The organism is Paenibacillus sp. JCM 10914, from assembly GCF_001315105.1.
Classification (GTDB): Bacteria; Bacillota; Bacilli; order Paenibacillales; family Paenibacillaceae; genus Paenibacillus_AQ.
Genome location: NZ_BAZR01000002.1, coordinates 65,686 through 90,394, shown reverse-complemented (window position 1 = coordinate 90,394; position 24,709 = coordinate 65,686). Strand labels below are relative to the sequence as shown.

The 24,709-nt window shown below is 48.8% G+C and carries 17 protein-coding genes and 5 pseudogenes; 1 reads left to right on the top strand and 21 read right to left on the bottom strand.

Translation table 11 applies throughout. The annotated features are described in order from the left end of the window. Window positions 1–5: 5 nt before the first annotated feature. Window positions 6–1,429, bottom strand: a pseudogene (gene uxaC, locus JCM10914_RS03790) (glucuronate isomerase). 203 nt (window positions 1,430–1,632) lie between these two features. Here uxaC and JCM10914_RS03785 point away from each other — a divergent pair. Then, complete coding sequence (locus JCM10914_RS03785; protein WP_023957611.1) at window positions 1,633–2,484, top strand: AraC family transcriptional regulator; 852 nt, start codon at window positions 1,633–1,635, stop codon at window positions 2,482–2,484. Window positions 2,485–2,597: 113 nt separating this feature from the next. Here the strand turns inward: JCM10914_RS03785 and JCM10914_RS03780 are convergent, their stop codons facing one another. From JCM10914_RS03780 to rnpM, 20 genes and pseudogenes are all read right to left on the bottom strand, one after another. Beyond that, on the bottom strand, window positions 2,598–5,225 hold the full coding sequence (locus tag JCM10914_RS03780; RefSeq protein ID WP_023957609.1) for a DNA translocase FtsK: 2,628 nt from the start codon (window positions 5,223–5,225) through the stop codon (window positions 2,598–2,600). 61 nt (window positions 5,226–5,286) lie between these two features. Beyond that, a complete protein-coding gene (locus tag JCM10914_RS03775; RefSeq protein WP_036716961.1) occupies window positions 5,287–5,520 on the bottom strand; it encodes a YlzJ-like family protein in 234 nt (77 codons plus the stop codon). Then, the gene (locus JCM10914_RS03770) at window positions 5,517–6,302 is read right to left on the bottom strand and encodes a ClpP family protease (protein ID WP_036717044.1); all 786 of its coding nucleotides are present in this window, start codon (window positions 6,300–6,302) and stop codon (window positions 5,517–5,519) included. The genes JCM10914_RS03775 and JCM10914_RS03770 overlap by 4 nt, the downstream gene beginning before the upstream one ends. Window positions 6,303–6,499: 197 nt before the next feature. Next, the gene (locus tag JCM10914_RS03765; protein WP_023957605.1) at window positions 6,500–8,179 is read right to left on the bottom strand and encodes a ribonuclease J; all 1,680 of its coding nucleotides are present in this window, start codon (window positions 8,177–8,179) and stop codon (window positions 6,500–6,502) included. A 222-nt stretch (window positions 8,180–8,401) separates the two neighbouring features. Next, on the bottom strand, window positions 8,402–9,289 hold the full coding sequence (gene dapA, locus JCM10914_RS03760; RefSeq protein WP_036717042.1) for a 4-hydroxy-tetrahydrodipicolinate synthase: 888 nt from the start codon (window positions 9,287–9,289) through the stop codon (window positions 8,402–8,404). Window positions 9,290–9,370: 81 nt separating this feature from the next. Next, a pseudogene (gene dapG / locus JCM10914_RS03755) lies at window positions 9,371–10,583 on the bottom strand (aspartate kinase). 217 nt (window positions 10,584–10,800) lie between these two features. Further along, complete coding sequence (locus JCM10914_RS03750) at window positions 10,801–11,388, bottom strand: dipicolinate synthase subunit B (RefSeq protein ID WP_023957597.1); 588 nt, start codon at window positions 11,386–11,388, stop codon at window positions 10,801–10,803. Further along, on the bottom strand, window positions 11,389–12,285 hold the full coding sequence (gene dpsA / locus JCM10914_RS03745; RefSeq protein ID WP_036717040.1) for a dipicolinate synthase subunit DpsA: 897 nt from the start codon (window positions 12,283–12,285) through the stop codon (window positions 11,389–11,391). A gap of 176 nt (window positions 12,286–12,461) precedes the next feature. Further along, the gene (gene dut / locus JCM10914_RS03740; RefSeq protein ID WP_197286825.1) at window positions 12,462–12,908 is read right to left on the bottom strand and encodes a dUTP diphosphatase; all 447 of its coding nucleotides are present in this window, start codon (window positions 12,906–12,908) and stop codon (window positions 12,462–12,464) included. Next, window positions 12,883–14,150: pseudogene (locus JCM10914_RS03735) on the bottom strand (M16 family metallopeptidase). Before JCM10914_RS03735 ends, dut begins: the two are co-directional and overlap by 26 nt. Window positions 14,151–14,250: 100 nt before the next feature. After that, a complete protein-coding gene (locus JCM10914_RS03730) occupies window positions 14,251–15,237 on the bottom strand; it encodes a polysaccharide deacetylase family protein (RefSeq protein WP_023957587.1) in 987 nt (328 codons plus the stop codon). A 179-nt stretch (window positions 15,238–15,416) separates the two neighbouring features. Further along, the gene (gene pnp, locus JCM10914_RS03725) at window positions 15,417–17,522 is read right to left on the bottom strand and encodes a polyribonucleotide nucleotidyltransferase (protein WP_023957585.1); all 2,106 of its coding nucleotides are present in this window, start codon (window positions 17,520–17,522) and stop codon (window positions 15,417–15,419) included. A 171-nt stretch (window positions 17,523–17,693) separates the two neighbouring features. Beyond that, window positions 17,694–17,963, bottom strand: coding sequence for a 30S ribosomal protein S15 (gene rpsO, locus JCM10914_RS03720; RefSeq protein ID WP_023957583.1), 270 nt, complete (start codon window positions 17,961–17,963; stop codon window positions 17,694–17,696). A gap of 163 nt (window positions 17,964–18,126) precedes the next feature. After that, window positions 18,127–19,083 (bottom strand): bifunctional riboflavin kinase/FAD synthetase, encoded by a 957-nt coding sequence (locus tag JCM10914_RS03715; RefSeq protein WP_023957581.1) that lies wholly within the window; start codon window positions 19,081–19,083, stop codon window positions 18,127–18,129. 36 nt (window positions 19,084–19,119) lie between these two features. Beyond that, window positions 19,120–19,971, bottom strand: coding sequence for a tRNA pseudouridine(55) synthase TruB (gene truB, locus JCM10914_RS03710; protein ID WP_023957579.1), 852 nt, complete (start codon window positions 19,969–19,971; stop codon window positions 19,120–19,122). Between the two features lie 55 nt (window positions 19,972–20,026). Continuing rightward, window positions 20,027–21,004, bottom strand: coding sequence for a bifunctional oligoribonuclease/PAP phosphatase NrnA (locus JCM10914_RS03705; RefSeq protein WP_023957577.1), 978 nt, complete (start codon window positions 21,002–21,004; stop codon window positions 20,027–20,029). Between the two features lie 62 nt (window positions 21,005–21,066). Next, window positions 21,067–21,420, bottom strand: a complete 354-nt coding sequence (gene rbfA / locus JCM10914_RS03700) for a 30S ribosome-binding factor RbfA (protein WP_023957575.1) — start codon at window positions 21,418–21,420, stop codon at window positions 21,067–21,069. A 20-nt stretch (window positions 21,421–21,440) separates the two neighbouring features. Beyond that, a pseudogene (gene infB, locus JCM10914_RS03695) lies at window positions 21,441–24,072 on the bottom strand (translation initiation factor IF-2). After that, window positions 24,065–24,387: pseudogene (locus JCM10914_RS03690) on the bottom strand (L7Ae/L30e/S12e/Gadd45 family ribosomal protein). Before JCM10914_RS03690 ends, infB begins: the two co-directional pseudogenes overlap by 8 nt. Then, the gene (gene rnpM, locus JCM10914_RS03685) at window positions 24,380–24,691 is read right to left on the bottom strand and encodes an RNase P modulator RnpM (protein WP_036716956.1); all 312 of its coding nucleotides are present in this window, start codon (window positions 24,689–24,691) and stop codon (window positions 24,380–24,382) included. The pseudogene JCM10914_RS03690 and the gene rnpM overlap by 8 nt, the downstream one beginning before the upstream one ends. Window positions 24,692–24,709: the final 18 nt, after the last annotated feature.

Below are 24,709 nucleotides of genomic sequence, written 5' to 3'. Positions count from 1 at the left end.
ATTGGCTAGTTTCCTTCCGTATGCCCGAATCTGAAATAGGCATCAGCATTGTTGTAACAAATATCTTGGACGATACTGCCCAGCCATGGCAGATCATGCGGTGCTTCCCCCTTGACAACCCAGCTCCCGAGAAGATCACAAAGGATACGCCGGAAATATTCGTGGCGCGTATAGGAGAGAAAGCTGCGGGAATCGGTCAACATGCCGACAAATTGGCTTAATAGCCCCATGTTGCCAAGCTTGCTCATCTGATCAACCATGCCGTCCTTCGTATCATTAAACCACCATGCAGATCCGTGTTGAATCTTGCCTGGTATGCCATCACCCTGGAAGCTGCCGATCAGCGCGGCCAGAATATCGTTGTCACCCGGGTTGAGCGAATACAGGATCGTCCTTGGCAGTGCATCTTCCTGGTCCAGAAGATCCAGCAATTTGACAACAGGTACGGCGATCTTGCTGTCATGAATGGAGTCAAAGCCTGTATCGGGGCCGAGCTTATGAAACATGCGTGTGTTATTGTTGCGTTGCGCATTAATATGGAACTGCATGACCCACCTAAACGGGCATAGATCCGTCCGAGATATAGTAAGGTAAACGTCTTGTACTGCTCTTCCTCTTGGCGAGATACGTTCTCTCCTTGAAGCGCTTTCAGAAAGATTTCCGCCGCCTGCTGCTCCGTCGCTTCTTGATAAGGTACATAATCAAGCGCATGATCAGATACCCGTCCGCCAACAGAATGGAAAAATTCGATACGCTGCTCTAGCGCTTCGAGGAATGAGGTATAATCGGATATGTCCTTCCCGCTTGCTTCTGATAACTTGATCACCCATGGCACGAACGTATACCGATTAATCTCAAGTCCTTTATCCGGTCGGAATGAAGGCAGCATTAAGAAGTCAGAATCTCCGTCTTGGGCTAGCTTGATGTGATATTCCAAATCATCCACGGGATCGTCCGTCGTACAGACCACCTTCACGTTACTAGCGGTTATTAAGCCCCTCGTAGTAGAGACATCCTCTTGCAGACGCTGATTAGCTGCTTCCCAAATTCTTGGTGCATTCTCTTCATTAATCATTTCATGGATACCGAAAATACGCTGCAGCTCCAAGTGCGACCAATGAAATAATGGATTTCCGATTGTCTTCGGCACCGTGCGGGACCATGCAAGGAAGCGGTCATAATCTTCCACGCCTGCTCCGCCAGTAATGTAAGCTTCATCCACTCCGGCAGCTCGCATGGCCCGCCATTTATAGTGATCACCATGAATCCATGCTTCGGTTAGATTGTCAAAGCGATGATTCTCATAAATCATCTGTGGACTAAGATGACAGTGATAGTCAATAATAGGCATGTGTTTCGCATAATCGTGATATAGGGTACGAGCTGGTTCGTTAGTCAGCAAGAAATGTTCATCCATAAAAGGTTTCATCGATTCACCGCCATTTCTGTAGATTACCTACCATTCTACGGCATCATCAGTTGCACTTCTGCACGATTATTGCGCATTTCGATCATTATTCAACATATCTTGCTTTTTTTCATAAATGAAACTTGTTAGAATGGAGGGACACGCTTTATTGCGTACCATTCGCCATAACCCTTGAGAATGAGAGAAACGGAGCGACTTATAGCATGTCCACTGAGAATCGCACGATCACCTTCGGTCAGGAAGAGGAAGAATTTTATTATGACCGCATTTACCGTACGAAACCTTTTGAGAGGAATAACCATTATCATGGCACTTATGAAATTTATTATCTCATATCAGGCGAACGCAATTACTTCATAAAGGAAAAACTGTATGCCATCCATGCGGGAGACCTGATTCTCATCAACAAGTTTGACGTCCATAAAACATCAGGTGCCAATCATCCCGAGCATGAACGAGTTGTCATTAACTTCAGTGACTCCTTTCTCGGTAAGGGCCACCCTTTGCTGCCATCCGGGCTGTTGAATATGTTCGATCAGGATATGCCCTTGATCCGTCTGACCTCATCAGAACAAGCCTTGGTTGTGCACATTCTCGATAAAATGGCGCACGAGATACAGCACCGCTCCGCAGCTTATGAACATATGCTCCGTGTACTATTGTTGGAATTACTGCTGATTACGAATCGCTTATCCCGGTTGACGGTGCTGCCGGAAGATAATGCCGTGAACCCGCTTCATCAGAAGATCACGGATGTCGTGAAATATATCCATCTCCACTATGCGGACAAAATAACACTGCAGCAGCTATCCGCCACCTTCTATATCAGTCCGTTCTACTTGTCGCGCATATTTAAGGAGATTACCGGGTTTACGATTATCAATTATCTTAATCTCATCCGAATCCGGGAAGCGCAGCGACTGTTGATTGAAACGGAACTCAAAATCATCGATATTGCCGTTCAGATCGGGTTTGAGAGCTTAACACATTTTGACCGGACCTTCAAAAAGATCATGAAGATGACGGCCAGTAAATATCGCAAACTCAACACATAATCGATACGAATCGCAAACAATCGGTCATGAATACAAAAAAGATCGCAAACGAGAACTCGTAAGAGTCTGTCTGCGATCTTTTTGTGAACCACCCATCATAATCAAGCAAGTCCTTAACTGATGCGGTTCTGTTGCTGTTGTTGATACTGTTCCAGTGACATAAGAACTTCACGCGGCTTACTGCCCTCATATGGACCGATAACCCCACGCGATTCCATAGAGTCGATCAGACGAGCAGCTCGGGTATAACCCACACGCATTCGGCGCTGCAAAAGTGATACCGATGCCTGCTTCGCTTCCAGCACGATCGTGACCGCCTGTTCATACAGCTCGTCCAGTTCTTCATCCTCCGCATTAGTCGATTCATCAATCTCGGGAACGAGTGATTCATCATACTCCGCCTGCCCTTGATCCCGGACGAATCCGACAATGTTCTCCACTTCCTGATCGCTCATGAAAGCGCCCTGAACACGGATCGGCTTGGATGATCCCATTGGCATAAACAGCATATCTCCCCGACCAAGCAGCTTCTCAGCTCCCGCCATGTCGAGTATCGTTCTGGAATCGACCTGTGAGGATACGCCAAAGGCAATTCTTGACGGAATATTCGCCTTAATGACACCGGTAATAACGTCAACGGAAGGACGCTGTGTAGCAATAATGAGATGAATCCCCGCTGCGCGGGCCATTTGGGCCAGACGCGTGATCGCATCTTCTACATCATTGGCCGCCACCATCATCAAGTCTGCCAATTCGTCAACAATGACGACAATATAAGGCAGTATCGCTGGCAGATTGTCTTTCATTAGGGTGTTATAGCCTTCAATATTCCTAGTGCCCGACTTGGAAAAAAGTTCATACCGCTTCTCCATCTCAACTACGATCTTCTTCAATGCCAGCGAGGCTCGTTTCGGGTCCGTTACGACCGGAGCCATCAGATGGGGAATGCCGTTATACACGTTCAACTCGACCATTTTCGGATCAACCATGAGAAATTTAACCTCATCGGGCTTCGCTTTGTATAGGATACTGGTAATGATGCCATTAATGCATACAGATTTACCTGATCCGGTTGCTCCTGCTACGAGCAAATGTGGCATTCGTGCCAAATTGCCGACAATCGTCTGACCTGATATGTCACGTCCAAACGCAATCGACAGTTTCGCTTCCGCGTCCTGGAACGTCGGTGTTTCCATGACTTCACGCATCGTCACGATGGAAACCTCCGGGTTCGGCACCTCAATCCCGATCGCGGACTTACCCGGAATAGGGGCTTCCATACGAATGTCTTTAGCGGCAAGTGCGAGAGCGATATCGTCGGTCAGATTCACGATACGACTCACTTTCACCCCAATATCCGGTTGAATCTCATAGCGTGTTACGGATGGGCCTCTTACAACCTCCAGTACCTTAGCGCGAACCCCGAAGCTCTCCAGCGTAGCTTCAAGCTTACGTGCAGTCTGCATATAATCACTCTGATCGCCGCCTTTGCCACCGTTATTCGGCTTGGATAAGAGCCGGAACGGTGGCAGTTTGTATGGCTTTGGCGGTGGTGCAGGAGATACGACTGGTTCACCCGTACTCTGGCCCCCGTCCGTTGATTCATCCACCCCTTCAGGTGAGCCCTCCGCGCTCTCCGAAGAAGTCACATCTCCGGGTACATGATGGAGACTATCCTCTTCTTGCATGGTTGCTTCGGGTTCATCCACTTCATCCTCAACCCGGCCTTCCTGTCGTACTTGTTCGAAGAAATCACGGATAATAGGAGAATTCGTTACAGGTGTCTCCACTTCGGAACCTAACTCTTCTTGTGTGGAATCCGAAGGATTTGAATGACTGTACAAGACAACCTCATCCTTCTCGTTTCCACCGGTGAATACAGGGGCTTGGTCATCCAGCTCCATATCATTCTCCGCTTGCCTAACATCATCTTCCTTGGCACTCTTGGTACTAAACAACTGGAAGAATTGCGGCGCTTTCCGGCGCGGCAATCTCACATCATCCATATCGTCCATATCATCTGCGTCTTCATCAAGGTCGTCAGGGATCTGTATCGGCTTAGATTTGTTGCTGGTCTTGGCCGCAGCTCTCGATGTGGTCTGCCGACTGTTCATACTCTTCTGAATCCGTTCTCCCACCTTAACGACTCTGGTCCGAATCATGCGCATGAGATCCACGTAGGATAAATTCGTAATAAGCATAAAGCTGATGAACAGCATGACGATCATGATCAATCTGGCACCAATACTACCAAAGAGCATTAGCAGCAGCGAGAACTGTAATGCACCGACGTATCCACCGCTGATGTCCCTTCCCATCACAGGATGGCGGCCATCGTTGACCCCGCTGTTAAGCAGTTCACCCTGCAGATCACTATGTATTTGACTCATCGCATTGGATGCTGTCAATTGCCCTATGGGAGCAAGCTTCGATTCCAGCCCCGCAATACTGCTCATCAAGGTTAACGACAGTATTAAGAGTAGAATACCGGTTCTTCTGCTATTCCACTTCTTTGGCCATTTTCGGTTAATCATTACCATCAATCCATAATAAATGCCGATCAAGGGGATGATGAAATAATATTTGCCTAGCAAATATCCCGACATCTTAGACAAAGAACGTCCAACCGGTGCTTCTCCGGATAATGCAATGACTGAGAGAGTCATCAATACAATTCCATATATTTCATATTTCAATACCGCTGCAAAGGCTGCCTTCTTCTTACGTCTTCGCTTTGCCAATAATGTCACCCCCGAATCCATATTATAGCATAATATTCGGTGGCGTACCTATGTTCTGTTTTCAGACATTATCCTCTTCCTCTAATGTCGGGATATAGCAAATAATGCCGCCGGGAGCGAAGCGGGGATTTAGATAATCGTCTAAACCGCAATCCAGCAATCTCACAATCTTCGCATGGGTTTTCGACAAGGGTTCAACTTCCATTAGCACGCCTTCTACTCTGATTTCAGTCGAGGAGTCCGGCTTTGGTTCCGTGGAGGTCATATCTAGCGGCATAACACTGTACCAGATCATTGCGTTATCCCTCCATGTTGGATGGCCTTACGTTCACCAATCATGATGTTCAGGCGCCCAAGCGCTTGCCCGATACCACCAACTTCGTTCATCAGACCGAATTTAACAGCGTCCTCACCGGATACCGCCGTACCAATATCCCGGTTAAGCTCACCGGTTTTGAACATCAGATCTTTGAACTGCTCTTCAGAGATCGCTGAGTGCTTCGTTACGAATCGTACCACCCGCTCCTGCATTTTCTCCATATACTCAAACGTTTGCGGTACGCCAATTACAAGACCATTCATACGAATCGGATGAATCGTCATGGTTGCACTTTCAGCAATGATGGCATGATCGGCAGCAACCGCAATCGGTACCCCAATACTATGACCTCCACCGATAACTACCGTCACGGTTGGCTTGCTAAGCGACGAGATCATTTCTGCAATCGCGAGGCCAGCCTCGACATCTCCGCCTACCGTATTGAGTATAATCAACAGTCCCTCGATTTTTGGATTCTGCTCGGCTGCAACAAGCTGTGGTATCAAGTGCTCGTATTTCGTTGTCTTATTCTGGGGCGGAAGCACAATATGTCCTTCAATCTGACCGATAATAGTCATGCAAAACACATTCGTTTCACCGCCTGTTGGTACCCCCGTTTGTCCAAGCTGTTGAATCGTTTCGGTGACTTGTTGTGCCGCCTCTTTCTTCCCGTCTTCATTAGGAACAGCGGGCGGAGCCCCCGTCTCTCCGGCGTATTCGCTTTTTCGATTTCCTAAGGGCTGTCGTTGATTATCCATGTATATTTCCCTGCCTTCCCAGTTCATGTTCAGCTTCATTCTTTTGACATAGCTGAGCATTAGTATGGCAACTGACAGGGTTCTTTTATCCCTTTTGATTGAAAACAAACATAAAAAGCCCCTCTTTCGCGGGAACCGTCCAATTATTGCCGGCGAAAGAGGGGCGACTGTGTGCCTGATTATTATATTATCTTGTATTAGACTTCCATAATGATCGGCAGAATCATAGGTCTGCGGCGTGTTTGCTCATACAAGAAGCGTCCCAAAGCGTCCTTGACGCTTGTTTTTAGTGACGCCCACTCATTCACGTTCTCGCTCATCAGCTTCTGCAGTGTGCTGGAAACGATGCGGTTCGCCTCATCCAGGAGTCCTTCCGATTCCCGAACGTATACAAAGCCGCGTGAAATGATATCAGGACCGGATACGATGGAGCCATTCTGTTTACTAAGCGTGACGACAACAACCAGAATCCCGTCTTGGGACAGTAGTTTACGATCACGCAACACGATGTTGCCGACATCTCCGACACCAAGTCCGTCAATCAAGACGTTGCCAGCCGTTACTTTACCCGCTTTACGAGCGGAGTCGCCCTGAATTTCTACAATTTCACCGAGATCGGTAATAAAGATGTTGTCAGGATCTACGCCCACGGATTCGGCAAGCAGAGCATGGCGGCGCTGCATCCGGTATTCTCCGTGAACCGGGATGAAGTATTTCGGCTTCATCAGATTCAGCATCAACTTCAATTCTTCCTGGCTGCCGTGACCCGATACGTGAACTCCGGAATTGGAACCGCTATAGATCACATCAGCTCCAAGTCGGAACAGTTCATCAATCGTGCGCCCTACGTATTTCTCGTTACCCGGAACCGGAGTTGCGGCGATGATGACCGTATCACCAGGAAGTATATCGACCTTGCGATGTGTTGAACGCGCCATGCGCGTGAGCGCTGACATCGGTTCACCCTGGCTGCCTGTACATAGGACAACAACCCGATCGGCTGACATGCGATTTACTTCTTCCGGCTCAATTAACATGCCATCCGGAATATGCAAATACCCAAGCTCTGAAGCAATGGATACCACATTCACCATACTTCGGCCGATTACCGTAATCTTACGGCCTGTCGTTTCTGCTGCATTAACGACCTGCTGAATTCGGTGAACATTAGAGGCGAAAGTTGCCACTACGACCCGTTGTTCCGCTTTGCGGAAAATATCCTCGAGAACGATACCAACATTTTTCTCCGACGGTGTGAATCCTGGTCTCTCAGCATTTGTACTATCAGAGAGCAAAGCTAATACACCCTTGCTTCCGATTTCAGCCATACGCTGAAGATCGGCATATTGGTCGTTAACCGGCGTATGATCGAACTTGAAATCCCCGGTATGCACGACATTGCCTTCCGGAGTCTCTACACAGATACCGACAGAATCGGGAATGCTGTGATTGGTCTTGAAGAATGTGGCTTTCAGCGTATTGCCGAGTTGAACCTCAGAGTCCGCATTGATCAGAATTCGCTTGGTTTCTCCGAGCAGATTGGCTTCTCTTAACTTATTTTCCACCAGTCCGAGCGTCAATTTCGTTCCATACACGGGAACGTTCAGATGTTTGAGCACATAAGGGAGGCCGCCAATATGGTCCTCGTGACCGTGAGTCAATAAAATCCCTCTCACTTTGTCGCGATTCTCCGTTAAATAGCTAATATCAGGAATAACGATATCAATCCCGAGCATATCTTCTTCCGGGAACTTCAATCCCGCATCCACGACAACGATGTCATTGGCATATTGGATGACATACATGTTCTTCCCGATCTCACCGACGCCGCCCAAGGCAAAAATCGATAGTTTATCGCTGCTTATTTTCTTAGACAAATGAATCTAACCCTCCTATAGTATTGGACGTCGTACCATTGTTATATTAAATTTCAAAAATATACCGCACCCAGTCATTGATTTCATTATACATGATGAAAAACTCAAAACACAAGTCAGCCGCCACTATGTAGCATAGCTTACCCCAAACCGGCGCCTCTCATAGCAAGAAGCCGCTTCCTGGACATTCCCGGGAAGCGGCTTCAAGCGAAACGGATTTGATTAATATGAGTAAGAAGACAACAATCGACTTATATAAGCTGCCTCGCTTTCGCTCGGAGAGATTAACGGTAGACGAACATCGCCAACGATGTATCCACGTTGATTGAGTGCGAACTTAACGGCAGATGGATTCGGAAGCGGTTCAGGACATTCAAACAAACCTTTGAATAATGGGAACAAGGATCGATGCAGTCTGGCTGCTTCCTTAGTATCCCCTTCAATGTAGGCGTTAATCATATCCTTCATTGCAGCCCCGCACACATGACTAGCCACACTAACGATGCCGTATGCCCCTACAGATAGTGCGGGCAAGGCAGCAGAATCATCACCGGAATATACGATGAAGCCCTCCGGTGCTCCCATAACGATGCTGGTAACCTGGTCAATGGAGGCACACTCTTTGGTTGCAACTATATTCGGGATTTGGGCAAGGCGCAGGGTCGTTGCCGTGCTGATACTGATCCCGGTCCGTCCAGGAACGTTATACAGCATGACCGGCAAGCTGGTTGCCGCCGCAATTGCAGCAAAGTGCTGGAACAGTCCCTCTTGATTCGGTTTATTGTAGTACGGCGCGACCAAGAGGATTCCGTCCACACCACAATCCTCTGCTTGTTTGGTCAACGCTGCAGAATGCGCCGTGTTGTTGCTTCCGGTTCCAGCGATAATCTTACTGCGTCCGTTCGCTTGTTTCACGGCAAAAGCAAACAATTCAAGCTTTTCCTCTTCACTCAATGTCGGTGACTCACCTGTCGTTCCCGCGACTACAAGCGAATCGGACTTCTGCTCCACAATCAGATATTCAATCAGTCTTGCCGTCTCGTCCCAATTGATCCTGCCCTCTTGATCAAATGGGGTTACCATGGCTGTTATCAGCCTTCCGAAATCCACCACAATGACTCCTCCTTCATGATTTCCCGCAAACGATGGAAAACACACTTCGCTATATGTGTAATTTAGAAATAAATCCCTTTATCGATGAAGCTCAAATTTATGATGAAGCGCTCTAAGCGCTTGTGCCATATCTTCTTTTTTCACCAGAACCCATATGGTCGTGTTCGAGTCCGCAGATTGCAAGATAGAGATATCGTGCTCGCATAACGATTCTACGATCTTGGCCATAATACCTGGAACTCCGTTAATTCCGCCGCCAATGACCGATACCTTGGCGCAACCGGATAGGCTCTTGGGCTTGAGATTCAGACTTTGCAGCACTTCAATCGCTTTCTCTGAATCGCTATCAAAGACCGTATAGAGCACACCCGTAGGGGTTACATTAATAAAATCTACACTGATGGAGTTTTCCGCCATGGATTGAAATACCTTCAACTGCAATCCTTCCGTACGATCACACTCCACCGAGATTTGCGTGATGTTGCTGACATACGCAACTCCCGTAACAAAGCGGTCTACGATGCCGGTTTGTATATCGCGGAAGCCCTCAGGCTGTGTAACCAATGTTCCTTCATCATCGGAGAACGTTGATCTTACTGACCGGGATTTGAGACTGCATCGCAATTTCAACGGCTCTCGGATGGATCACCTTGGCTCCTTGATGGGCCATGTTGCAAATTTCCGTATAACTTACATAGCTAAGCGGTCTTGCGTCCTCAACGATTCGCGGGTCCGCAGTCAGAATACCGTTGACATCCGTATAAATGTCTACCATCTCGGCCCGGAGAGAAGCTCCGAGCGCTGTTGCCGACGTATCGCTTCCTCCCCGGCCCAGCGTAGTCATATCACCCGTCTCGGTCTGGCCTTGAAAGCCGGTCACGATAACGACCTCGTACAACTCCAATTCCTTCAACACCCGCTCTGGCCTAACATCCTTGATACGCGCATTTCCGAATTGATCGTCTGTTACAAATCCGGCTTGAGCCCCCGTCATTACCGTTGCGGTTATCCCTTCGTGCTGCAGCAGGCTGCAAAGCGTCGTTGCCGAGATGATCTCACCACAACCGAGAAGCAAGTCCTTCTCCCGATTAGGCAGCGCATTTCCATTATGCTGTATCCAGTCCAGCAGGGTATCTGTCGCATAAGGCTCCCCGCGGCGCCCCATGGCGGAGACAACGACAACCAGGCGATATTGATTAGCCAATTCACGCCGGATATGCCCAATCACATGGGTTCTAGCTTGTGATGTTGATAACGAAGTCCCGCCGAATTTTTGAACTAAGATGCGCATGAAATATTCCTCCGTTTATATATGCCCAGGAGACGTAAATAGCGGGCCGACCGACTGAAACGGCCGGCTGTTAAGCCAGGCCGTTTCGTTAGTAAATGAATAATGGTTGTCACTTCCAAAGATTTATATCTCTGGAAACTACCTAATTTCTCAAATCATGACCCAGCTTATCTTGACTCGCCGTTATCTTTTAATATGGGAACGTTACCCCTGCTGCTTAAGCGTATTCTATAATCATGGGCTGGAGCTGTTTGCCTTCCAGTGCGGCATAACATGCTTCCGGTATCAGGTTCATCTTGGCGACGAGCGAGTTCGGCTTCTGCTGCGGATTATCCTGTCCGAAGGGAACAAAGTAAATGTTCTTCGTGACGAGCAGTTTTGCGATATTCGCCGCATTCAATCCAAGTCCATCATTCGTTGATATCGCCAGAACCAAGGGACGACAATTTCTCATCTGCGCCTTGGCAGCCATTAATACCGGACTGTCTGTCATAGCATTCGCCAGCTTGCTGGTTGTGTTTCCCGTACAAGGCGCGATCACCAGTACGTCAAGCAGCTTGGATGGACCCAGTGGCTCCGCCGCGACAATTGTAGAAATAATATCATTCCCCGTTATATCTTTCAACTGTTTCTGCCAATTTTCCGATGTACCAAAACGGGTATCCGTTGTCATAATGGTACTGGAGACAATGGGTACTACATTGGCTCCCCCGTCCTTAAACCGCTGAATTTGAGGCATAACCTCTTCAAGTGTACAATGAGACCCTGTCAATGCATAGCCCACTGTTATACCATTCCAATCCATTTACGCGTCCCCCCGAATCTTGATTTCTTCAGAAATCAGCTCCACCAGCGTATTGGCCATGATGATGCCGGCTGATTTTGGAGCCACGATTCCGGGTAGTCCGGGTGCGAGCATAGCTTTGATACCTCGTTTCTCGGCATAGCGAAAATCGCATCCGCCAGGAGCGGAGGCGAGATCGATAATAACGGCCTCCCGAGGCATTTTCGAGATGATCTGTGCTGTGACTATCATAGTTGGAATCGTGTTAAAAAGCAAGTCAACCGCAGGTACATGAGCGCCCAAATCCCTTATCAGAAAAGGCTTCCAGCCCATTTCTTCCGCTCTTGCATAATGCTCGGATCTACGTACGCCCATCATGACTTTGGCCCCCAGCCCTTGCAAGCTGCGCGCCATCGTAAAGCCGGTTCTTCCCATGCCGAGCACCATGCTGGTCGATCCGTGAATCGTAAAATCCGTGTTCTGGATAGCCATCATCAATGCCCCTTCCGCAGTCGGAATGGAATTGTAAATGGCCACATCGTCGCGTTCCAGAATTTCAACCAGTTTGATATGATATTGATCACACAGTGACCGCAAATAAGGCTTAGCCATACCTGTATATATCACTCCATGATCGGGCATAGCCGCGATATGTTCCTCCGTAATCCGCAACGGCCCCTCCGAGAACAAAGCACTGACACGCCCTTCATCATCACAACCAACCACGGGCAGTATGAGGGCATCAACATCACTTAGCAGTTCTGGTGCAAGTGCCTCGCGACTAACCCCTTGAAAAGAATCCTGCAGCTTCTCAAACCCGACAATTATGACGGAGGCATCCATCTCAGCACATTTGCGTATTACTTCGATTTGCCGTGCGTCTCCCCCAACAAAGACGGTCCGGACTCCAGTCAGCATGGAAGGCGTCGCTCCTTTCTTCAAACGAAACGTATAAACCATCTTATGCCGACGCCTATGGGGTGGTGAGCGCAAATCAGCTAAACGTTCACTTTCACGCAAAAAAACACCGCTCCGATATGTAACGGAGCGGTGTGGATGCTTCTGTATGATGCCAATAGATGCTAACGTACGTACTACTTGCCGGTATGACCGAAACCACCAACACCCCGAACGGTATCGGTCAGCTCTTCCACCTCGGTAAATGCAACAGCTGGTACGGTTTTGAATACCATCTGCGCGATGCGCTCATTGCGTTCGATGGTAAAGGACTCTTGTCCAAGATTAATGAGCAGCACCTTTACTTCACCGCGATAATCCGCATCAATCGTACCTGGCGAATTCAGGCAAGTAATCCCGTGTTTATAAGCCAGGCCGCTTCGTGGGCGGATCTGTGCTTCGAGTTCTGCCGGCATCGCTATGGCGAAGCCTGTCGGGATCAACTGCCGTTCTCCCGGATGAAGAACGACAGGGGACTCCACGGCTGCGTGCAGGTCAAATCCAGCCGCAAGCTCGGACATTTTGACAGGTAGCTTCACATCTTCATTACCCGATAATCTATTGATTTGAACGTAATGCAACAAATTCATTCCTCCTAAGTACATTCAGTGCTTTATCTGAGGTTCCTACCATCGCTAGTGCGTACGGAGTCCCAAACATGCGATCCAGAACCGCATCTACATCCTTCATCTCAACTTGCTCAATCCGTTCAATGATCTCATCCAGACTATAGTGTCGACCCAGCATAAGCTCGTTCTTGCCAAGACGGTTCATTCGGCTGCTTGTGCTCTCCAAACTAAGGATCAAACTGCCCTTAAGCTGTTCCTTGCCTTTCCGTATCTCTTCCTCGGACATCCCGTTCACGGCCAGATCACGCATCATTTCGGTCGTCAACTCCAGCACTTCCTTCGTCTGTTTAGGCGCTGTACCCGCATAAATCGTAAACATGCCGTTGTCGGCATTCGAGCTGTGATAGGAGTACACGGAGTACGCGAGTCCACGTTTCTCACGGATTTCTTGGAATAATCTGGAGCTCATGCCGCCACCAATCGCGTTATTCAACAACACCATTGCGTATTGAAGCTCATCGCCGATGGAGCAACCTGGAAATGACATGCAGATATGATTTTGCTCTGTCTTTTTCTTACGGAACTGGAGTCCATCCAGGAAGGCCGGTGGTGTCAGTGCCGCTGACGCTCCATGATTCGCAAACCCACCGAAATGACGCTCCAGCAGTTCCACGACTTCTTCTGTAATGTTGCCTGCAAGTGCGATTACAGTATTCTCAATCGTGTAATGGCTATCCATATATGACTTCAACGCCTGAGAATCCATCGATTCCAGTCGGTCCTTCGTCCTAGGATCGGGTAAGCCAGTGGATGATCGCCATACACTGATAAGGACATTAGATCATGAACCAGGTCATCCGGCGTATCCTCATACATCGCGATTTCTTCCAGAATGACATTCTTCTCTTTGGCCAATTCACCGGCATCCAGCTTGGAGTTAAAGAACATGTCGGACAAGACGTCAACCGCAATCGGCAAATGTTCATCCAACACTTTAGCATAATAACACGTATATTCTTTCGACGTAAACGCGTTCACATTGCCGCCGATCGCATCGAATTGCTCAGCAATAGCACGGGCATCAAAACGTTCCGTCCCTTTGAACATCATATGTTCTATAAAATGCGTGATTCCGTTAATTTCCGGCGTTTCGTTACGAGATCCGGTCTTCACCCAGATACCGAAAGATACGGAGCGACTGGTCGGAATTTGTTCCATTACCACTCTCAGGCCGTTTTTCAACTGTATTTTCTTCAAAGATTGGGCCCCCTAACTATTCCATCCAGATTGGTTCATTTCCACTGAATTCTCAGTGCCATGCCAATTTATTCATTCTATCAAACTTTACCACGGGAACTCAACTTCCGCCAGGCATTATTCGATCGGATGACAACGTCTGACTTACGGTTCCAATCTGCAGCCCTTTTGCCCTAATGCCGTCGATCATCCCCTTTAGAGCCGCTGACGAAGTATCGGTAGGGTGCATCAGAATTAGAAATCCCGGTTCAACCTTACTGGAGATTTTCTGCACGACAGCGTCGGGTGCCGGATGTTTCCAATCAATCGTGTCCAGGGTCCAGAGCACGGTTTTTAATCCGCGAGCAGCTGCGATGGACACCGTCTGCTGATTGAAATCGCCCGATGGTGGTGCGAACCATTTGTTGTCCACCCCCAGACTTGATTTGAGCAGGTCCTGCGTCTTGGCAATCTCGAGTTCGGCACGCTCCCGACTGAGTCGACTCATATTCGGATGGGTATAGGCGTGATTTTCGACTTCATGGCCGCGTTTCAATATTTCGCCCGCCAGCTCGGGATTCTTCTTCAGCCAGCTGCCATCAAGGAAAAACGTAGTTTTTACCTGCTCAGCATCAAGCGTATTTAACATCGGAACGAGATATTCATTGCCCCAAGCGACGTTGATCATGAGGGACACCATCGGTTTGTTGGGATTTCCACGATAGATCGGATGTTCCCCGAGATCATCCAGCGTGACCTTGGCAGGTATCTGCCGATATATATACGTCAATGAATCACCTGGCTTAAACTTCTTAGTTGTGGCTGATTTAAATGTCGCTTCCACATCGATTTCTAAACCGTTATAACCCGGCACCGCTTTCCAGACCGAATCCACCTTGGCATCCACCGGCTCAATTCGCGTTTTGGCAGCCTCCGCCTCGATTTGGGCAAGCAAATCCAAATCTACTGCAGTCTCGTTAACACTCGTAAGCCGCGATTCCGGATGGCTGCTCAGACTCGATACGTAGTTCCATGCACCGCTGAACACAGCAACAGCCGACACCAAAGCGGCGCCGGTCAGCAGCACTGCAATCTTTTTACCATACATGGGCTTTTCCACCCTTCCTATAAGGAGCTTTGTCCCATCTTATGAGAAAAGAGTAGAAAATATGTGCAGCGTTGATTCAAAGACCCACATCAAAAAAAGAGCCAGAATATAGGTTCTGTCTCTTTTTTCTATCTGATTCTATGTTGGTCTATTCCTAAGAAGCAAGCAAGATCCTTATACTAGGACCCGCTCTTGCTTGCTTCTGCAGTTAATACCGCTTTGCGGGACAGATTAATTCTGCCTTGCTGATCGATTTCCGTAACCTTAACGGTGATGACATCACCGATCGCAATGACATCCTCGACCTTCGCTACACGCTCGGTCGAAAGCTGGGAAATGTGAACCAGTCCGTCTTTGTTCGGCAGAATTTCAACGAAGGCACCGAATTTCTCAATTCGCTTCACCGTACCTGTGTAAATTTCACCTACAGCCACTTCGCGAACGATGCCCTCAATAATGGAAAGAGCTTTCTTGTTCATTTCATCGTTGGATGAAGCAATAAAGACGCGTCCATCCTGTTCGATGTCGATTTTCACGCCGGTTTCTTCAATGATCTTGTTGATAATCTTGCCGCCTGCACCGATGACATCACGAATCTTATCCGGATTGATATGCATTGTGATGATTTTTGGTGCATACTGCGACAGGCTTTCTCGTGGCTGCTGGATCGACTCTGCCATCTTGCCAAGGATATGAATACGTCCTTCTTTGGCCTGCTGCAACGCTTCCTGCAGAATGGAGCGATCAATGCCGTCGATCTTGATATCCATCTGGATTGCCGTTACCCCTGCCGGAGTACCCGCAACCTTGAAATCCATATCGCCGAGGTGATCTTCCATGCCTTGAATATCGGTCAGGATCGATACATGCTCGCCGTCTTTGATTAAGCCCATAGCCACACCTGCAACTGGAGCTTTAATCGGTACACCAGCATCCATCATTGCGAGTGTGCTTGCACAGATGCTCGCTTGGGAAGTCGATCCGTTAGACTCGATAACCTCGGATACGAGACGAATCGTGTAAGGAAAATCGACTTCATTCGGAATGACTTTAGAGAGCGCACGCTCGCCAAGGGCACCATGACCGATCTCACGACGGCCAGGAGCACGCAGTGGGCGGGCTTCACCTACGCTGAACGGCGGGAAGTTGTAATGATGCATGAAGCGCTTCGTCTCTTCCAGATCAATACCATCCAAAATTTGAACATCGCCGAGAGCACCGAGTGTACACACACTGAGGGCCTGGGTTTGTCCACGTGTGAACAGACCAGAACCATGCGTTCTTGGAAGCAAGCTCGTATCGCAATCGATCGGACGGATCTCCGACAGCCCACGACCATCTGGACGTACCTTATCGTGCGTAATAAGACGCCGCACTTCTTCTTTCACGATATCATGGAGAACTTCCTTGACATCCTTCAGCAATTCCGGTGTTTCGATATATTTCTCTTCAAATACAGCATACGCTTCGTTGTTAATTTCGTCGATTGCATCTTGACGTGCATGCTTCTCTTCGATTCGAACCGCCTCGACAAGACGAGCCTCCGCATATGTACGAACGTCACGATCTACCGTTTCGTTAACCGCATGCAGCTTCACTTCCATCTTCGGTTTACCGCAAGCAGCTACCAGCTCTTCAATCTTCGCTACGATGCCCTTGATCTCTTCATGTCCGAACATAATCGCTTCGAGCATAACTTCCTCAGGCAGTTCGTTCGCTTCGGCTTCTACCATCATGATCGCATCTTTGGTACCGGCTACGACCAGATAAAGATCACTCGCTTCCTGCTGGGCGATATCAGGGTTAACGACGAACTTCCCGTCGATGCGACCTACCGCCACGCCTCCGATTGGACCATTAAATGGAACATCCGATATGCTCAGAGCAGCAGAAGTACCGATCATTGCGGCAATCTCCGGCTCACAATCCTGATCCACGCTCATGACCAGGTTCAGCACCTGTACGTCATTACGGAATCCTTCCGGGAACAATGGACGAATCGGACGGTCGGTCAGACGGCTCGCAAGAATCGCTTTCTCGCTCGGTCTGCCTTCGCGCTTAATAAATCCGCCGGGGATTTTACCTACTGCGTACAAGCGCTCCTCGTAGTTGACCGTCAGTGGAAAAAAGTCCAAATCTTTCGGTTCACTGGAAGCTGTCACTGTACACAAGACTGCTGTTTCGCCGTAGCGAACCATAACAGCCGCATTAGCCTGTTTCGCGAGTCGCCCTGTTTCGAATACCAAGGGTCTGCCACCAAGCTGCATTTCGACACGTGTTTCCATGTAATCCCTCCTTATGGGGATAGAATTTTTTTGGTTAATTGGATATATGAAAATTCCCTATCGAAGCGGAATCAATAGCGGGCCTACTTAGAAAAGAGCCCGGCTGTGCCGCTGTCGTTCCAAGAAGGACAGTGGACAACCAGGCTGTTTTTTCGTAAATCTTATGGATGATTAGCGACGCAATCCAAGCTTCTCGATCAAAGCACTGTAACGTTTAACATCCTTGTTCTTCAAGTATGCAAGCAACTTACGGCGTTGGCCGACCATCTTCAACAAACCACGACGGGAATGATGATCCTTCTTGTGCGTACGCAAGTGGTCAGTCAGACTCGTAATGTTTTCCGTTAGGATAGCGATTTGCACCTCTGGGGATCCTGTATCGGACTCATGAGTTTTGTGCTCGTCAATCAGTTGTTGTTTACGTTCTTGAGTCAATGCCATCCTGTTCACCTCCTTCATTATAATCGCCATTGGCCTAGGTACCGACGGTGAGATCGAACATCCAAGCCAAGGTTAATATTGCCCATATTCAGGCAACCTCTAAAAGTATAGCACACATTGTCTGAAAAAGAAAATCAGACCCGCACAATTTATGGCACATAAATTACGATTCGCCGACTTTTAGAATCTTGCGTGCTTCCACTGCGTCCCGCTGGATCCATTCAATCAGTTCTTGAACCGATTCAAACTTATGCTCCTTGCGGATATACTGCACCAAATCGACTGTCATGATTTGATCATAGAGATCGCCTTCGAAGTCGAGCAGATGAACTTCAAAGATCGGTTTCGTTATTCCATCATGGAAGGTCGGCTTGACACCAACGTTCATCACACCCGGGATCCACTCCTCCTGGGCGTCTGTCTTGGCTAGCACGGCATATACACCAAGCGCGGGAATAACATACGCATCCGTAAGCTCCAGATTCGCTGTCGGAAATCCGATCTTTCTCCCCCGCTTCTCCCCATGCACAACGCTGCCGCGGATCCGATAATTCCGCCCGAACCAGCGATTGGCATCTGCTAACTGCCCCGTCTTCAGAGCGATTCGGATCGAGGAGCTTCCAACCTTCTCCCCCTCTACGAGCAAGGGAGGAATGGTAACCACCGACATTCTGCCTTCTCCCAGAGCTTGCAGCCTTACTGCGTCACCCTCTCCCTTATGTCCAAAGCGGAAGTCAAATCCGACAACCGCGGTTTGCAGCTTCAGCGGAAGCAAGACCTCCTCCACGAACGCCTCAGGACTTACTCGAGAAAATTCCAGGTTGAATTCAACGACGTACAGAATATCGATTCCCATCGCCTCAAGCAGTTCTTGCTTGTCCTGCTGAGGCGTCAAATAACCTTCGTAATTCCCTTTTCCGATCACATCTTTCGGATGAGGGAAAAAAGTGATCATGGCTGCCGGCACTCCTTGCTCACGAGCAATGCGGATTGCTTCAGCCAGTACGCTGGTATGACCAAGATGCAGACCGTCAAATTGGCCGATCGCAGCAACTTTAGGTTCCACTCCTTCCTGCTCCAGATCAACGGATACAGGATAAGATATAGGTACGATTCTCATCTTCTCACCTCCACTAACCAATCCCAGTCTTCATGATTAAGAAAATACCTTCACAGGAACGATAGCCCCAGTCTCTTCCTGAATTTTATAGATTCCAAGGAAATCATCCTTCGCGTCATACAATCGGATGGGACCCTGACTATCTACCGTGGGCTCCACTGCCCTTGAGGACAGCCGCTGACCTTGCAGCGCTGCTTCTCTTTTCTCATCCGCTACGGTATGTTTCGGCAGAAAAGAAATCGCCTGATCCACAGGGATAAGTCTAGATTTCAGCTGGTCTTCCTTCATCAAGGATTCAATCTGCTCGATCGTCAGACACTGGTCTTCCGTAATGCCGGCTGATTGTGTACGCACAAGCTTTACCATTACCGATGGTACGCCCAGCTTACGGCCGATATCCACGCATAACGTGCGAATATATGTACCTTTGGAGCAGGACACTCTAAACGCCATTTCCGGCCACATTCCTGTGGTGTTCCAGTCTGTCATTTCAATTTCATGTATCGTTACGGTTCTGCTCTGGCGCTCTACGGTTTTGCCTTCTCTGGCAAGTTCGTACAGTCGTTTGCCATTGATCTTGACAGCAGAGTACATCGGGGGAACTTGAGAGATCGGTCCGATAAAAGACTCCAACGCCGCCTGAGCTTCTTCTTTACTTACCTGAACAGCATCAGCTGTCTCGATGGTAGTGCCGGTAATATCTTCGGTATCTGTGGCATAACCGAGCCGAAGGACAGCATTATACTCCTTGGGCAGTTCCTGCATGTATTCGACAACTCGTGTTGCTCTGCCAAGACATAATGGAAGCACCCCAGTTACTTCAGGATCCAAGGTACCTGTATGACCAATTCTCTTCAGACGGAGAATGCCACGAACCTTGGCTACCACATCGTGTGAAGTCCAACCCGCCGGCTTGAGAACAGCAAGATGCCTTCTAATTGCGTCATAACTTTAACTTCACCTGCTCTACTACTCTAGGAATAATGTCGTCAAGCTTGCCTTCAATGCTGCAACCTGCAGCTCTTACATGACCACCACCACCAAAAATTTGAGCCAATTCAGCAACGTCGACTCTTCCCGCTGATCTCAGGCTCGCTTTAACCATGCCCGATTTCAACGATTTAAAGAGTATGCCCACCTCAACTCCTTGAATGTTCCGTGGATAGTTGACGATGCCTTCCAAATCTTCGCTGATTGCACCGCAGCGGTCCATAACGTCTGGTGTCACATATACCCAGGCGATTCTGCCGTCTTCTGACAGACGAAGCGTGTTCAGTGCCTCAACAAGCACCTTAATTTGTGGCAGTGTCATCTCTTCCAGCAGCGTCTCGGCGAGCTCCGGGCCATTTACCCCGTAAGACAACAGTTCCGACGCGATACTCATCACTTTAGGAGATGTATTCGAGTAGCGGAATCCGCCTGTATCGGTTAGCAGCCCCGTATAGATCGCGGTTGCGATGTCAGCATTCCATTCGATATCGAATACATTCAGGACGTCGTACAGGATCTCCGCAGTGGCCGCAGCTTCGGCAAGTACCAGATTCACGGTTCCGTATCGATCATTAGTCGGATGATGATCGATATTCAGAATATTGGCGCCATCCTCAAAGACCGTCCGGGTGTACCCTACTCTTGCAAAATCAGCACAATCTACACAGATGATATTCGAGTAGGTTCTTCCAGGTTGCTGTTCTGATAAATTCAGAATTTGATCCGCATGCCACAGGCTGTTCATTCTTTTGGGAATAGCTCCCTCATTAATCATGGTGTATTTCTTGCCCAGACATGAGAGAAGCCAGCCCACCGCAAGGGTGGAACTGACTGCATCTCCGTCGGGCTGCACATGCGACACAACCAAATAATCATCGTGCTGGAGCAGATAAGCCTTTACCTGCTCAAGCTCTTGTTCATAGGTTCGCATTCGCCCTCTCCTTTATAAGAAACACGTCTTCTGCTATAGATTTCAAGCAGTGTGACCCGCCTCTACTTCTCCTCGCGATCCCCGATTTCGGTCAACAGCTTCTCAATTCGGCTGCCGTACGCGATGGAATCATCAAACTTGAAGATGAGCTCCGGCACGTGCCGGAGTCTAACCCGCTTGCCAAGTTCGGAGCGCAGATAACCGTTAGCTTTCTCCAGACCCTTCAAGGAAGCAGCCTTCTGCTCGTCATCGCCGAGCACGCTCAGATATACCTTCGCTTGTGAGAGGTCATTGGTCACATCAACGCCCGTAACCGTGATGAAGCCGATTCGCGGATCTTTGATTTCGGTTTGAATCAATTGGCTGAGCTCTTTCTTGATCTGCTCACCCACACGTCCCGTTCTGATTTTTGCCATAGCTTGATCACCTCATTCGATTAACGCTCTACCGTCTCCATGATATAGGCTTCGATAACGTCCCCTTCTCTGACGTCGGTATAGCTAACCAAGGTAATACCGCATTCGTAACCTTGCGCTACCTCTTTGGCGTCGTCTTTAAAACGCTTAAGGGAATCAATCTTGCCTTCATGTACGACGATGCCATCACGGACCAATCGAGCCTCCGCGTTGCGCGTAATTTTACCGGATGTCACCATACATCCTGCAATCGTACCCACTTTGCTCACTTTGAAGGTATTGCGAACTTCCGCATGACCAATCACGGATTCTTTATACTCTGGATCGAGCATCCCCTTCATAGCTTGCTCAATTTCCTCGATTACATTATATATTACACGGTGTTGGCGAATATCAACCTTCTCCTGATCCGCGGTTTGCTTCGCTTGCACGTCCGGACGAACGTTGAAGCCGATAACAATCGCATTGGAGCTGCTGCCAAAATAATATCGGATTCGGTAATGGCACCGGCACCGCTGTGGATGATTTTGACGCGAACGCCTTCCACTTCAATTTTGTTCAAGGAGCCTTTGAGGGCTTCAACAGAACCTTGCACGTCACCTTTGATGATAACGTTAAGATCTTTGATCTCACCGTCTTTAATATGCTTGAACAGATCGTCCAGCGTAACCCGGGTGTTCGTGTTCAACTCGGATTGACGGTGCGTAATCATACGCTTATCTGCAATCGTACGCGCCTTACGCTCATCCTCAAATACCATAAATGGATCTCCGGCACCTGGAACTTCGGTCAGACCCGTAATCTCAACCGGCGTAGATGGACCAGCTCTTTAAGGCGACGACCTTTATCATTCACCATCGCACGAATACGACCGAAACAGTTACCGGCGACAAACGCATCTCCAACCTTCAACGTACCATGTTGAACGAGAATACGTGCTACCGGACCTCTGCCTTTATCCAGCTCAGCCTCAATAACCGTACCGCGTGCACGCTTGTCAGGATTGGCTTTGTACTCGTTCACTTCAGCTACCAGAAGGATCATTTCAAGCAAGTCTTCCAGACCCATCCGCTGCTTCGCCGAGACGTTAACGAAAATTGTATCTCCGCCCCATTCCTCGGGTACTAGTTCATATTCCGTCAATTCTTGTTTCACTTTATCCGGATTCGCATCCGGCTTATCGATCTTGTTTACTGCAACGATGATCGGCAAACCTGCCGCCTTGGCATGGTTGATCGCTTCCACCGTCTGAGGCATTACACCGTCATCGGCTGCCACTACGATAATCGTCATATCCGTCACCTGCGCACCACGAGCACGCATAGCGGTGAACGCTTCGTGACCCGGTGTATCCAGGAACGTAATTTTCTTATTGTTAATTTCAACTTGGTAAGCACCGATATGCTGGGTAATGCCGCCTGCTTCGCCGCCCGTAACATTCGTAGAACGGATTGCATCCAGCAACGTTGTTTTACCGTGATCGACGTGTCCCATAATCGTTACAACCGGTGGGCGCTCTCTAAGATCCTCAGCTGCATCATTTTCTTCCACCGTTTCAAACCGGTCTTCCTCAACCGGAATTTTCACCTCAACCTCGACACCATACTCGCCTGCGAGCAGCAGAACCGTATCGATATCAAGCTCCTGGTTAATGGTGGCCATCACGCCGAGGAAAATCAGCTTCTTGATGACCTCGGAAGCGTCCTTGTGAAGCAGCTTCGCCGTTTCACCGACGGTCATATTACCGCGGACGATAATTTTCTTCGGCGTGTTGTCGATTTTCTCACGAGGCGGTTGCTGGTTGTGGTTACGACCGCGATTGTTCTTGCCGCCACGGTTGTTGCCACGGAATCCACGGTTGTCATCAAACCGTTTGGAGTCGCGACCATTATTATTGTTATTCCGGCCACCACGATTCTGACCGCTGTTGTTGTTACTATTATTATTATTATTGGAGAACCCACTGCTTGGAGAATCCCCGCTGCGCCCAGGTTTATTCTGTGGACGCGTACTTCCTTGCGCATTGTTGCCTTGCGGACGATTGGCACCTTGGCCACCGCCTTGTGGACGTGAGCCAGCCTGCGCGGATGCGCCTGGTCTAGACCCTTGACTGCGGTTGTTTTGCTGGCTGCCTTGAGATTGGCCGGACGACGTTCTCCGGGAATCCTGTCCGCCTTGCGGACGTTGGGAGCCTGTAGCATTCTGGTTATTTTGATTTCTACTGTTCATACCTACCTGCTTTTCCTGTTGTTTTTGAGGCTGGCTTTGTCCTTGTTGTCCTGATACTCGTTGACCTGAATTACGCAAACCGTCCTGCCCCGTACGGCTGCCATCATGACTTGCTTTCGATACCGACCCTTCAGTCTTGCTGTTCGATGGTGCAGCCGGGCTGGAAGCCACGGACACCGCGGGTTTACGGTTATCACTTTTTGAAGAATCTGATCCCTCACGTTTAGCGGCAGCATTCGATTTGATATCCTTAAAAAACTGCTCCACTTTGGACACCGCATCGTTCTCCATAACGCTCATGTGATTATTGACCGGAACGTTCAAGCGCTTGAGGATCGTAATAATTTCTTTACTGCTCATGTTCAACGACTTAGCATATTCATATACACGAAGCTTATTGTCTTTGTTTTCCTGTTTACTCAATATACTCCACCTCCGACATTGTCTCCATCTTCTTGGAGATCATTTCTGCGAATCCTTGATCCGTAACTGCCAGCACAACCCGCTCGGGTTTACCTACACTTGTGCCCAGACTTTCCCGGTCAAATCCGATTACCAGAGGGATTTTGTAAGAACCGCATTTATCGCGGAACTTTTTTAAAGTATTATCTGAGGCGTCACCCGCCAGAATAACCAATTTTGCTTCAGAAGACCGGATGGCTTTGAGCACGATCTCATCTCCGGTAACCACCTTACCTGCCGCATGGCCAGGCCGAGCTGAGAAAGCGCCCTATTCATCATCGGCAGCACTCTCTTTAGCAGCCAGGAATTCATCTTCTACCTTGATAAAATCCTGTGCCAATTGTTCATAGATCTCAGGTTTCACATGTTGTTTTAGCGCTCGATCCAGCGCCTTGTTCTTATGTGCCAGCTTGAAACACGAAACATTACCGCACAAATAAGCTCCCCGACCGGACTTCTTGCCGGTAAGATCGATCAGAACAGCTTCATCTGGAGTTCTGACGACTCGGATTAGCTCTCTCTTCGGTTTCATCTCCTGGCACGCTACACATTTACGTAGTGGTATCTTTCTTTGTTTCAAGACGACAACCCCCCGTCA